Here is a 13,191-nt window from a genome sequence, read left to right on the forward strand (position 1 = left end):
TTGTCATATTTCATGATCCACTCATGACTGTCAGTGCTGACTGTCAATCGTCAAGGTAAAAAAACTAGGGAGACAAAGCCCTAGTCCACAACTGTACGCTATGTTGAATCATTTGCTCTAACGAGACGTTCAGCACTGTCGTATCCGTCGCATCTATATAATTCATAAACGCGCCGAAATGCATAAGCATAAAAGAAACAGCCGTTTGTTCGTGGTCGGTGTGAATCACCTTGCCCCGCTTTTCCATCTCCGTAAAGTAATCGATCAATAGTTTCTTTAACTGCTGTGGATGCTGATGTGTTCTCTCCCGAAAGCCAGGCAAATGATGGCCTTCCGCAATGGATATCTTAATCATTTTGCGGTTTCGAAACATAATTTCATGGTAAGCGCGGCTGATGCGAAGCAAATCTTCGTATAAATCCCCATTCAGGCCGCCTTGAAATAAGTCATTCATTTCCGCTGCATAGTGGTAACGGTCAAAAGCGGATTCTAATAAGTTTTGTTTGCTTCCAAAATGACGAAATAAGGTCTTTTCGCTTAAACCCGCAGCGGCCGCAATCTCCTGTGTGGTCACCCCGTGATACCCTCGTTCAGCGATCAAATCGATCGCTGCCTGCATTAATTTATCTTTATTATTCATCACATCGCGATTCTCCATCCATTTTCACCCTCTTTTTGACTGTCAGTACTGACTGTCATTTAAGTGATTTCATTTTACTCCTTGGCTTTGTTTTCGTCAAGGGATTAGAGCGGAGAGACAGCGCGATGTTTTCTTATCTTTCCAGTTTCGTATTGTTTCGAAGGGGATAGTTAAAAGTGATAAAATAGAGCACCATCTTTCAATAGATCAATGTCTTTCGGCTGTAGAAATCCGGTATGAGATGTGAGGACTACCCATATCGAGAAAGTTTTCTCTTTTGAAAATGCAATTTTGTTTTTTCTTTATCTTTACGTGAAAGTGGTTTAACATTAGTTTTTAAATAATCTTTCCATTCTCGTTCTAATGTGTCTAATGATTTATTAAATGTTTTGTTAATATCAACTTCCAAATTATATCAATTATATATTTTCATAACCTTTTTTATCGGATATTTTTCAAATTAGATATTTTATAAATAACCCTGGCTCGATATAACTTTTTCCAGAAATCAATTTTATTTTCTTCATTGTTAATGTCAAAATAATTATAGCTATTGGTGTTACTACATAATTCATTTAACGGAATGTGTATCTTTTCCTGCAAAACAAAAAGAGGCTGATTCTCCCGTTTCGCGATACGTTCGATACGACGAAGCATGCACTATTGGAGCTTGCGAAGCAACGTCTCTTCATCATCATAGGCTTTTCATGAAAAATGGCTCAGTTATCGTTCGATGGTTCGGATGAAAACTCCCAGTCAACGCTCCCGCAAAGCCGTTCATGATCATGGCATCCACACCACATAAACAAGAGGCTTCATGACCGGTTTCGAGAAATAAAGCGTCAATCCAAACATTTCGAAAAACCTATGGATTCCTCGATGATGTGCTAATCTATTCATGAGACATGAACCTCCTTGTGTGAATAAGTTGCGTATCTATTCTAACCAAGGAATCAGGTTCATGTCTCCTTTTTTGTTATAAATTTATGTCATTTTTTATTTTACTCAGCTACAGTATATTTTTTAAATCTGTCTTGGCAACTCTTAATCAACTTAAGAGCAACATCTCTCCCTTCCCATCCAATAATAGTTGTTTCTTTATTTTCGAGTTCCTTGTATCGTTCAAAAAAATGTTTAATCTCCCTAAGGGTATGAGGATTAACATCTTTAAGACTATGCACATTTTCCCATCGTGGATCAGAAAGCGGAACACCTATTAGTTTTTCATCCTGTCCTTTGTCATCGCTCATAATAAGTGCTCCTACAATACGCGTATCAATCACGCATCCAGGGAAGGTAGGGTTTGTAGTTAGTACTAATACATCTAATGGATCGCCGTCAAGAGCTAGTGTGTTCTCAATATGGCCATAATCGCAAGGATAAAACATAGGGGAAAATAGTACACGGTCTAATTTAATTTTCCCTGTGGATTCATCAAATTCATACTTATTTTGTTCTCCACGTGGGACCTCAATAGTTACTTCAACTACATTTTCCATTTCAGCCACCTCTTTAAAGCATTTTAGCTAACGAATTTTTTAACTGGATAAAATTGTATCACAATATATAATTTTAGTACATATTAATTGATAATGGATATTGTCAACAACGATTTAAAACAATTTCAACGAAATGAAATTCCCCATTATGAATGTTTAATTAGGCAATTGTGACCGCTAAATAAAACTGAACAGAATTCGATTGATTAAATTGAACAGTTTTTTACCAGTTAGAAGCGTGCACTTTACATGGAGTGGCGTACATGATAGCCTCGTTTCATGCGGCTGATTCTTGTTGTTGCTCGCTTTTTAGGAAATATCTTGTACGCAGAGGCTCCATGTCAAGTGATAGGGATTACGCTGGAATTTCCAGAAAAGTGTTCACTCTTATTTAGCGAAAACTGTTCAATTTTACTTGACGGTCACAGAAGGTTTCATTTTTATTAATTCCATTGCATGTACCTCCTTAATAGCCACGCTTTCTTAACCAAGCTTCTCCCCATTCTACTGCCTCTTTATACCAGCTTCGTTTTGGACTAATACTATTTATTTTATACTGAAATGTGGATTCCTGTTTATTAAAGCTTGCTCGATAGCTCTTGCTTGCCTTCTTGTTAATGGTTTATGTGTTAAAACATCAAGTCGGTCAAATCTATTACCATGTTGTGCTGCCCTCTTAGCCGGATTCTTAGAAATACCAACGTAATTAATTTTACCATTCCTTACTCCAACATATACGTGGGTATTAGATGGTCCTTTTAGTAAAGAACTAGGTGATTTACGTATACCCTTACATAAAACCTTCCCTGCAACTTCCCTCCTGCTTCCTATAACAAATGTGGCAGCACTAGCGACAAGTAAATCGACTAGTCATTAAACGGCAAATGTATGGGGGAGAAGCCAAGTTCGATTTGCTCAGCAAAAGAGTTCTTTATCAATCCATTTAACATTTTTTATAAAAATATTGACAACCACATCATCTATGCTTGATTTCTCCACCAAAATTGCAGGAGAACCAGTTTTAAATCGTTGTTAACATTCCGCTTATTCTATTTTCAGAAATGTTAATTTAACCACACAAATCTGTACTATGATATAATTCATATCATATCTCATATCAAAATCTATTTTTGTTGTAAATAAAGAAAAAGCACCCTCAATGGGTGCATTAATAATTATAATAGAATAACTAGAAAAGAACTTTACTTCTTTTCCTCTCCTAATTAATATTTTTGTGAAAAGACTTTGAGACAAATCATTTTCGCAGTTTTTAGATTACTTAAAGTTATACAGCCATATCAAACATAACTAATAACAAAAAAAATTAAACCCGCAGCTAGTGATGCCATACCAAATAAAAAGGCAATTGCAGTACCAGAGATTGGATTTTCAATCAATATATCAAATATGATTAGTAGAAAGGTTTGTAATTTTCCAATCCTAGATTCTTCTCGTTTGATTTCCTGTATAACTTTATATATAGAAACAGTAGTCAAAGTAATCCCTATACTTAGGAAACAAAATATTAGTAAATACAATCCCTTCACCCTTTCGTATACTTATTTTAATCATATACACTCCCCTTGATTACTTACTTTACAATTTTTAAGATCCTATCTATTTTTTCTCCAACTTTTATATTTACTTTTGCTCCAAACATAAAATTTCCCGAACAAGTGTTTTCCATAACCCCCAATAGCTCCTTTAGATGCTCCTAAATGATAACCTATAACAGCTCCTCCCATAGCCCCCACTCTTGGTATTGTCTTTTTACCGACTAATCCTCCGAAAGCTTTTCCCACTTTAATGTATTTAATAAACGCACTCCATCCAGAACCTGCTAAACCTCCGAAAATTGCACCTTTTACCGCACCGCTAGCAGCACCCTTACCAACTTCTCTAGATACATACTTATTTTTGCTCCATCTTGTAAATTCCCTATCATACTTATTTATATACTTACGAACTATAGCATATTTCCCATCCGGATCGACCATCATCACCGGATTGTTGTTCGCATATGTGTAGCCGTTTTGGGTTAGGATATCGTCCGAATCTCCTGGATCAGGGTCCATGGACAAGAACACACCATGGGTTGGGTGGTAATAACGGGCGATCAAGTAGTAGAGTCCCGTCTCTTCATCATATTGGTATCCCGCATAGCGATACGGGTTTTCGGTTACTAGGGCACCCGTTTGAGAACGAATTTGGCCCCATGTGTCGTACTCGTAACGAGCGACCACGTTTCCTTGCGCATCCGTTAACGCAATGACATCGCCATGCGCGTTGTAGTGGTAGAAATACGTCGCCCCGCCTTTTTTCATCGCCAACAGTTGGCCGTTTTCTCTGTATACATATCATTTTAACAGAGCATCACTGACTTCGGTTTCATAGAGAACGTACTAGTCTTATTTTCCTTTTTATTATCAATGGTCTAACTAAAAAGACGACAACGCTATAATATAAAATAAGCGTGTCGTCAAACTTGTTCTTCTATCGAGTGTCTAATTTCATCAGGATACTCGTAAGGATATAACTATGAACAGTATTTAAAAATATCTAAATGGTGCCGCAGTTGTTCAAGAATATATGGTAATGTAGAAAGATGGATATATAAGCTGCTACTAAAGGAATCATCGCTGTGCAAATCCTTAAACTGAATCTGTACAATTCCTTCACCACTATTATGAATATGCACTGTCACATTTAGTTCTTTAGATTCTGAATGAAAAACTGCTTTACCTTCTTGTTCTCTGTATATTTTCCTTAAACTTTCATAGAAGCGAAAGATATTATGATTGTCAAAATGGAAGTGAACCGTTTCCGCTGCAAACCCACTACCTTTTAGCTTTACTTTTCCTGTAAAATAGCAACCACCAAAAAACGGATCTCCTTCATTTTCAAAGTTTGTGATAATTAACTCTAGACTTCGGTCCGGATTTTCCTCGCATACAAATATTTTCATGCTTTACATCCTTTCTGCCGGTTATATTCGTTGTTTAATATGGCTCATAGTGAAAATGACGCACCCTCTTAGCTCTCTTATTATACACAACTGTCAACTTATATTTTTTATACTTATAATTTATATTCGTTGTTTAATATGGCTCATAGTGAAAATGACGCACCCTCTTAGCTCTCTTATTATACACAACTGTCAACTTATATTTTTTATACTTATAATTTCTAGGGTCGCCTATGGAGTGTCTTGCTTTTTCTAACTTATGCATGGCTACGGTATATTTATTATAGCCTTTGGCCCCATCTTTAGATTTCTTCCTATAAACGATTGCCCTTGCTAAAATCTGTCTTGGAACATAGCGATCCCGATTTTGCATATGTTTAAATGCCGTGCTATCAAATCTCATTTTTTTAGCAGTTGACTTCACTTTATAAGCTCGATATAGTACCTTACCTGCTTTAAATCCAACTCCGCCAACCAGTCCCACGCCGACGGCGATCGCCGCAGCTTTCCAACCGCCTTTTTTAAAGGCCTTATACCCATCATACGCCGCAAATCCCGCATTAATCGCCATCCACACAAAATGCCCATCCGGATCGACCAGCATCACCGGGTTGTTGTTCGCATATGTGTAGCCGTTCTGCGTCAAAATATCATCCGAATCTCCTGGATCAGGGTCCATGGACAGGAACACACCATGGGTTGGGTGGTAGTAACGGGCCATGAGGTAGTACAATCCCGTCTCTTCATCGTATTGGTATCCGGCGTAGCGATACGGGTTTTCGTCTGCTAGGGCGCCCGTTTCGGAACGAATTTGACCCCATGTGTCGTACTCGTAACGAGCCACTACGTTTCCTTGCGCATCGGTTAAGGCGATGACATCGCCATGCGCGTTATAGTGGTAGAAGTACGTCGCCCCACCTTTTTTCATTGACAACAGCTGGCCGTTTTCTCCGTATACATACGATTGTACCACAGTTCCGCTTGTGTCGGTTTCATATAAGACGTTGAGGCTGTCGCCTTGGTAGTGGTAGTTCGTCACCACGCCATTGACGTTCTTTTGAATGCGTCATCGTATTTTTATAACAAAAAGAGGTTATACCCGAAACCCCGGGATAACCTCTGACCAAGAAACACTTTGACGCCGTTCTTGCGATGCTAACCAAAAGATCGCTTCCTCTTTTTTTAAATACTAGGTTTCATCTGTAATGTATAAGGCTTTAACTCCCTTTTTAATAAAATCTTATGAATATCCTCAATGTTTGAGGTCGTAAGGAGCACATACGGAGTGTTTCCAAGGCTAATGAAAATTTTTTCATTATGATTGGCTAACATAAGAGCTGCTCCTGCTTCAAAAGTGAAATCTAGCTTATTAGAGTTCGTTTTATAATAGTATGCATCCTCTAAAAAAGTGCTAAGCTGAAATCCATTTTGAGATTGCATTTCTTTTATCTGGATAAACTCTAATTTCTCTTTAGGATTGAACGATTGTAATGTTGGCATTTCTGTTTCCTTTTTGATGAACAGATGGTCAATCTCCGCTTTATAAGCGATTTCTGTTTGCTCCGCCGTCACTACATAACATTCCTGATGATTCACCTGCAGTACGACTTGCGTGCAGCTAAAAGCTTCCCGATAGTCAGGATCTAAATCCGAACAACTTACAAATACTCGTATATGTTGTGATTGGGAAATCCTACGTAAATCATCAAGCTTTGCTTGGATCGGAATCAGGTAATGTGGTACCGATGACAATGGAACCCCTCCCTTTTAAAAATGTATATCCTCATAAACTCCACCACGTTTTAAATCTAGATTTATCTTCCATGTTCCGTCTTTTCGCTTTTTATATCGAATTTGATATTTATTATCAGATGTATACCTTCTCACAGAATTTCCATCTCTTTTTTGAATGACTTTTTTCCCTTTTGTTAAATGCCTAAATATACTTTTAGCTACTGCTTTGCCACCAGGTAAATCGGTATTAATCCTAGTCCGATGTTTTCTAGCATTTTTGCCAAGAAGCCATACAAACTTAAGGCTTTTCCCTGTATGTCTAACAAGTTTTAATTTTCCCCCACCAATCGCACCGAGGGCGGTTTTCTTAGCTACGTATTTCCATCCCCGACCAGTTTTATACGCCTTATACCCATCATACGCCGCAAACCCAGCGTTAACTACAAACCAGAAGAAATGCCCATCCGGATCGACCAGCATCACCGGGTTGTTGTTCGCATATGTGTAGCCGTTCTGCGTCAAGATATCATCCGAATCTCCTGGATCAGGGTCCATGGACAAGAACACGCCATGGGTTGGGTGGTAGTAACGGGCGATCAAGTAGTAGAGTCCCGTCTCTTCATCATATTGGTATCCCGCATAGCGATACGGGTTCTCGGTTGCCATTTCACCGGATTTTGAAAGAAGCTGGCCCCATGTGTCGTACTCGTAACGAGCCACCACATTTCCTTGCGCATCGGTCAACGCGATGACATCGCCATGGGCGTTATAGTGGTAGAAGTACGTCGCCCCGCCTTTTTTCATCGCCAACAGTTGGCCGGTTTCTCCGTATACATATGATTGTACCACAGTTCCGCTCGCGTCGGTTTCGTACAAGACGTTCAGGCTGTCGCCTTGGTAATGATAGTTCGTTACCACGCCATTGACGTTCTTTTGAATGCGGCGGCCGTCGTCGTCATATTTGTATGTGACAAACGGCGCGCTTTCGCCTTTTCGAGTGATAGCGACAAGCTGATCGGCTTCGTTCCATTCATATTGGTACTCACCGTCTTCGACCCGGTTGCCGTTCGCATCGTACGTGATCGTTTCATCGCCGAAACGAACCAATTGATTCGCCGCATTATAATCGGCCGTCGTCGTCGTCGATGATCCGTCTTTCGTTTTCACGACTTTCGTCCGGTTCCCGAATCCATCGTACGTATACTCGATCGTCGTTCCATCTGGACGTTGTTCGGTCTTCAACTGATCGAGCTCATCATAGCTGTACACCGTGACGTCCCCGTTCGACGTTTCGATGCGGATTCGGTTGCCGTTTTCGTCGTAACGGTACGTTTCCGCCAATAACTCGGTTCCGTTCGCCGTTCCCACCACCAGACTGTTCACCAAGCCGCGGTCGTCATACGTAAAGGTGGCACCCGCTTCATTTCCGGTGGTAAACGTGCGAATGTTTCCTCTCTCGTCATAATCCATGTTTTTTGTTTGGTTACATTTCTCTAGTTAGTTGTTATTCTTTCTCACTCTCAGATAATAAAAGCTCACAAACCTTAAAGTAGGTTGTGAGCTCTAAATGAAAATTTTTCATAAAAAGGCTCCATCAATATTCTGTGTTTCTGTCAAGATAGGCTTGAACAATGCTATCTTTAAAGCACCCTCACGTTAACAAGACGACATGTTAGGAAAATAGGTTGGATTTATATATCTGAAAAATTCCCCATTATACTTCGACTTAGTTTTCATACTCCCAAATAGCGTACCGACTAATAGCTAAAGCTGTTTCGTTCCACGTTTTTCTTGAACAATGTGCAAGTATTTTTTTGAGACGCTCCTCTACACTTTTTATATTAAAGTCTCTCATTATAAACAATCCCCTAGCTATCTCCAACCCTGACTTTTCCACCATATCCCTTAACCTTCTTGGACTTGTAACATAGACAGTAAATACTTCAGCAGAATCTGAGTCCCCCTTTATACCAATATCTGCTTCAATTTCAATCCAAAAATCATCAACCTCCTCTCCCCAGTCTTCATCCATTATCGTTAAACAAAATAATTCAGGAATTATCATTTATATGGCTCCCTCCATGCTAAAAATTCAAGTGTGCATTTCGTAACTTATATGTCTTCTTGTTGATAGGACTCTTATAAAATTCCTCAAAATTCGCTTGATATACCCTTCTTGTTTTCTTATACTGCATTCTAAATACTTTAGATTTATCTTTACTTCTATATCCTATCCATTTACCATTTTTATAGAGTGGCTTAGCCCCTGATCCAACCCATGCTTTCCCAGCCTTTTTTGCTAGTCTCTTACTTACTCTCCCTACTTCTATAGTAGTGTTACCTTTTCCATACTTAGCCGCCAATAAAATCTTCATAATCTTGGCTGTTTCTCTCGCTTTATAAATTCTATACGCTTTAAAAGCCGCACCGCCAACCAGTCCCACGCCAACGGCAATCGCCGCCGCTTTCCAACCGCCTTTTTTAAAGGCTTTATACCCATCATACGCCGCAAATCCCGCATTAATCGCCATCCACACAAAATGCCCATCCGGATCGACCAACATCACCGGGTTGTTGTTCGCATATGTGTAGCCGTTCTGCGTCAAGATATCGTCCGAATCTCCTGGATCAGGGTCCATGGACAAGAACACGCCATGGGTCGGGTGGTAGTATCGGGCGATCAGATAGTAGAGTCCCGTCTCTTCATCATATTGGTATCCCGCGTAGCGATACGGGTTTTCGGTTGCCATCTCACCGGATTTTGAAAGAAGTTGGCCCCATGTGTCGTACTCGTAACGGGCCACCACATTTCCGTTTGTGTCGGTTTCATACAAGACGTTGAGGCTGTCGCCTTGGTAATGGTAGTTCGTCACCACGCCATTGACGTTCTTTTGAATGCGGCGGCCGTCGTCGTCATATTGGTAGGTGACAAACGGCGTGCTTTCGCCTTTTCTTGTAACGGAAACCAATTGATCCGCTTCGTTCCATTCATATCGATACTGGCCGTCTTCTAATCGGTTGCCGTTCGCGTCATACGTGATCGTTTCATCGCCGAAACGAACCAATTGATTCGCCGCATTATAATCGGCCGTCGTCGTCGTCGATGATCCCTCTTTCGTTTTCACGATTTTCGTCCGGTTCCCGAATCCATCGTACGTATACTCGATCGTCGTTCCATCTGGCCATTGTTCGGTCTTCAACTGATCGAGCTCATCATAGCTGTACACCGTGACGTCCCCGTTCGACGTTTCGATTCGGGTCCGATTGCCGTTTTCGTCGTAACGGTACGTTTCCGCCAATAACTCGGTTCCGTTCGCCGTTCCCACCACCAGACTGTTCACCAAGCCGCGGTCGTCATACGTAAAGGTGGCACCCGCTTCATTTCCGGTGGTAAACGTGCGAACATGGCCTCTTTCGTCATAATCCAAACGGTACGTATACGTTCCATCTTGAACAACCGTATTTTGATCCAACGCGTTGTATTGGTAGGTGACGGTTTGGCTGAATGATCCGTGCGAGAACAGGAACTGTTGCAATTTATCCGAGGTGGTCGGATACGTCCATTTTTGGACTCCACCGCGGTCGGATTGCTCTGTCACACGGTTCTTCTCATCAAACTTTCTGGGCTTCGTCGTGCTGTCTTGTAAATATTGGACAAAACATGTTTTTTGACAAAAAAACGGCCCTTACGTAACCTTAGTGAAGGAAGAAGAGAATGGAGAAAATGAGCGTGTAAATCATTATTTTTAACTCCGAATTCTCCATTACCTCGTGTTTTTCCACTAAAAGAACGTAAGAGCCAGTCTTACTTTGCATGAAACCGTTACTATCTAATTATGGTTTTCTAATCTTCGACATGAATCTCCGCCATCCAATTGCTTGAACTCGATTTTACAACGATGTGATGATCGTTTTCCCATTTGAGTGCCCCAAGGTATCTTGAATACACAATTTCGTTTCCAACATCACGAACTAATATCTGATCCATAATTTTAAGACCTTTCTCGTTATAGACCTCACATCTTAACTGAAATCCCTCTAATCGGTGAATTCCTTTTAAAATCGCTAATTTCTTACGGTCTGGACTTTTTTTAGGAGTTTTTCCAACTAGAAAAACCACTTCGTAATTTTGTTTTATAATTTGTTCAAGCGCCTTCTTCACACATTCTGAAACTGTTAATTGTGGCAATGTCGAGTATCTTTCTAAAATTGGTTTAATATAAGTATGAACCAAATAGGAAAAAGCTTGAAACTTGGCATTAGCAGAGTCTAAATTTAAAAAATCCATAAAATCATCAGGGATCGATACACTAATCGATTGTAAAGCATGATTTTCCTCATAAGACGTTCTCTTATTTGGATCAGCCAAACAATAAACGATAATGTTTTCAAATTTTCCTAATTTCATTCCTAATTCACTTAATTTATTTGAAAAGATCAACTCAAAAATTCTCATTTCGTGGATACGATTATAGTGTTTTTTAGGACGTTTTTCCCCCCAATCCTGAAAATGAATATTTATCATTTAATCACCCTTTCTTCTTGTCTACTAAGGACGTGATCGCTTATAACTATATAGCAAGAAAGGTGGTAGTATACTTATAAAATAAAACATGCAGGCTGTAAACGGAGCAGCAGATATATTTATAGAGAAATAACGGTTCCTGCTCATCCCTTTCACTAAAAACATGTCCACAAAGACTCCATATTAAGCCACTAAAACGGTTTTTCCGTAAACAGAAGGGAAGAAATTTGCACAATCTCCAAACTTTTGCTGGATGAACACGCAAAAGTCTGTTTTAAATTTATAAAAAATGGATATTTTGTTCTGGAATAACGCACTAATTTACACTGCTTACGTCTTGAAAAATGAATCAACTTTAATCATATCCCACTCATCCTCGTTTACACATCACTTAACTTTACAGAAACGTATCGCTCTGAATATTTCTCGTACAGTGCTACTTCATCATCACTTAGCCACTTTAAATGGCCTAAAAACCTATCATAAATAAGTTCATCTGGTTTAGTTGATACTACTTCTTTCTCAAACAATACTTGACCTTTTTTCTCTTTAATGACTATCTTTATTGTAAAATGATACAGATCGTGATTACAGGTTACCTCCGCTTTATATTTTTTATTTGGACTAAATTTTGGTTTGCCCCATATGAATTCATTCATGTAGTTTAACTCCTTTACCCTCTCATAAGCTTCCCGAAAAGGAGTAGGATCCCAATTTTTCTCTACAATAACAAAATCCAGGCTATTCTTCAACAGTTCTAGAGTTTCAACTTTCTTCCTGTTATCTGGATACTCTAGAAATTGTTCAATATTATACGGCACTAAAATTGGACAAAAACCATCAAAACATTCTAACAGACGCATCTCGGGATAATGACCACAATGAAAATTTAATTGCCTGCAATCAACAGTTTGATATTTTTTTTCAAAAACCCTTTCATATAATTTGGTAATACATCTAGTTTGAAAAGAAAAACTTTTTTGAACGTCACTTATCTCCTCTTCTCCTAATAACAAGAATGTTTTTAGTAACATGGCTTGCTCCCCTCTTTATGTTATCACGTACTTTCCTCATAGAAAAAATCCCGAGTCATGGCTATTGATTATCCAAAATTATACATATCCCTCTGTGAATTAAGACATTATCAAATAAGGCACTGCCATCTTAATAATACATAAGCGATGAAGGGCGCAAAGAGCTGATGGTACACAGCGTTTTCAGCCGTACCGAATACTGTTAGCACGTTGAAGTATGGATTCACTTAACGAAAAAACACCTCCATGCTCCAACGTTCTTGATACATCTCCGCGTTCTTTTCGGCCAATACATCTAGATGCTTGTCACCACCCGAGTCTCATAACCGTTCGCATCTTGAAAGATGACGACTGGATGTCTTTTCTTGGATCCGGATTGTTTCGTTCCGGGTTGACCAGTAAAATGCACAAGAACCGAAGGATATGGTTAAAAAAGGAGATTAGACCAAGATTCATCTGAAATCATTTTTTACGTCAAATGCCGAGTGTGATATGTTTGTGTAGAGAGATCGCCTTCCCAGGTTTATTGGTTCGATCACTTACATTTTACAGGAAGGCTGTGCTTTTTTCTATGTTTTATATGGATTTTATTGGATAATCAACATGCGTGATACAGAGTTTTGCAAAGAAGGTTACAGAGAATTGCAACTTAACATGGAACCTCTATAGACGTGACCAAAAAAACAAAAGACTAGGAAGCCAGCCATATCAAGGGCTGGCTTTACCCAACAAGCCTACTATACTACGCCCACCACTCCATGTAGAGCTGGCACAAGTCAAATTATCTGCAAAGC

At 39.5% G+C, this 13,191-nt stretch carries 9 protein-coding genes and 4 pseudogenes; all 13 read right to left on the reverse strand.

The window, feature by feature from the left end; translation table 11 throughout:
- Positions 1-64: 64 nt before the first annotated feature.
- The gene (locus GRQ40_RS16025) at positions 65-658 is read right to left on the reverse strand and encodes a TetR/AcrR family transcriptional regulator (RefSeq protein WP_159720360.1); all 594 of its coding nucleotides are present in this window, start codon (positions 656-658) and stop codon (positions 65-67) included.
- A 645-nt stretch (positions 659-1,303) separates the two neighbouring features.
- Positions 1,304-1,540, reverse strand: a pseudogene (locus GRQ40_RS16030) (IS701 family transposase); the annotation flags it as partial.
- Between the two features lie 101 nt (positions 1,541-1,641).
- Positions 1,642-2,148 carry an inorganic diphosphatase gene (locus GRQ40_RS16035; protein ID WP_370514176.1) on the reverse strand — a complete coding sequence of 169 codons (507 nt, stop codon included), beginning with the start codon at positions 2,146-2,148 and terminating at the stop codon, positions 1,642-1,644.
- A gap of 1,604 nt (positions 2,149-3,752) precedes the next feature.
- Positions 3,753-4,463, reverse strand: a complete 711-nt coding sequence (locus tag GRQ40_RS18650) for an RHS repeat-associated core domain-containing protein (RefSeq protein ID WP_236546463.1) — start codon at positions 4,461-4,463, stop codon at positions 3,753-3,755.
- A 212-nt stretch (positions 4,464-4,675) separates the two neighbouring features.
- Positions 4,676-5,104 carry a WapI family immunity protein gene (locus GRQ40_RS16045; RefSeq protein ID WP_044744790.1) on the reverse strand — a complete coding sequence of 143 codons (429 nt, stop codon included), beginning with the start codon at positions 5,102-5,104 and terminating at the stop codon, positions 4,676-4,678.
- Between the two features lie 133 nt (positions 5,105-5,237).
- Positions 5,238-6,170 (reverse strand): annotated as a pseudogene (locus tag GRQ40_RS16050) (RHS repeat-associated core domain-containing protein); the annotation flags it as partial.
- Between the two features lie 116 nt (positions 6,171-6,286).
- Positions 6,287-6,856 (reverse strand): hypothetical protein, encoded by a 570-nt coding sequence (locus GRQ40_RS16055; protein WP_159720362.1) that lies wholly within the window; start codon positions 6,854-6,856, stop codon positions 6,287-6,289.
- A 15-nt stretch (positions 6,857-6,871) separates the two neighbouring features.
- Positions 6,872-8,284 (reverse strand): RHS repeat domain-containing protein, encoded by a 1,413-nt coding sequence (locus GRQ40_RS16060; protein WP_236546464.1) that lies wholly within the window; start codon positions 8,282-8,284, stop codon positions 6,872-6,874.
- Between the two features lie 280 nt (positions 8,285-8,564).
- Complete coding sequence (locus tag GRQ40_RS16065; protein ID WP_080859627.1) at positions 8,565-8,903, reverse strand: Imm8 family immunity protein; 339 nt, start codon at positions 8,901-8,903, stop codon at positions 8,565-8,567.
- Between the two features lie 19 nt (positions 8,904-8,922).
- Positions 8,923-10,494, reverse strand: a pseudogene (locus GRQ40_RS16070) (RHS repeat domain-containing protein); the annotation flags it as partial.
- Between the two features lie 188 nt (positions 10,495-10,682).
- Positions 10,683-11,363 carry a hypothetical protein gene (locus GRQ40_RS16075; RefSeq protein ID WP_159720364.1) on the reverse strand — a complete coding sequence of 227 codons (681 nt, stop codon included), beginning with the start codon at positions 11,361-11,363 and terminating at the stop codon, positions 10,683-10,685.
- A gap of 380 nt (positions 11,364-11,743) precedes the next feature.
- A complete protein-coding gene (locus GRQ40_RS16080) occupies positions 11,744-12,397 on the reverse strand; it encodes a hypothetical protein (RefSeq protein ID WP_159720365.1) in 654 nt (217 codons plus the stop codon).
- 125 nt (positions 12,398-12,522) lie between these two features.
- Positions 12,523-12,815, reverse strand: a pseudogene (locus GRQ40_RS18655) (transposase); the annotation flags it as partial.
- Positions 12,816-13,191 lie beyond the last annotated feature (376 nt).

Source organism: Anoxybacillus sp. PDR2, assembly GCF_009834045.1.
GTDB lineage: Bacteria > Bacillota > Bacilli > Bacillales > Anoxybacillaceae > Anoxybacteroides > Anoxybacteroides rupiense.

Coding starts and splice junctions, on each gene's coding strand:
- GRQ40_RS16025 (WP_159720360.1), bottom strand. CDS start 658: ATGGAGAATCGCGATGTGATGAATAATAAAGATAAATTAATGCAGGCA.
- GRQ40_RS18650 (WP_236546463.1), bottom strand. CDS start 4,463: ATGAAAAAAGGCGGGGCGACGTATTTCTACCACTACAACGCGCATGGC.
- GRQ40_RS16045 (WP_044744790.1), bottom strand. CDS start 5,104: ATGAAAATATTTGTATGCGAGGAAAATCCGGACCGAAGTCTAGAGTTA.
- GRQ40_RS16065 (WP_080859627.1), bottom strand. CDS start 8,903: ATGATAATTCCTGAATTATTTTGTTTAACGATAATGGATGAAGACTGG.
- GRQ40_RS16075 (WP_159720364.1), bottom strand. CDS start 11,363: ATGATAAATATTCATTTTCAGGATTGGGGGGAAAAACGTCCTAAAAAA.
- GRQ40_RS16080 (WP_159720365.1), bottom strand. CDS start 12,397: ATGTTACTAAAAACATTCTTGTTATTAGGAGAAGAGGAGATAAGTGAC.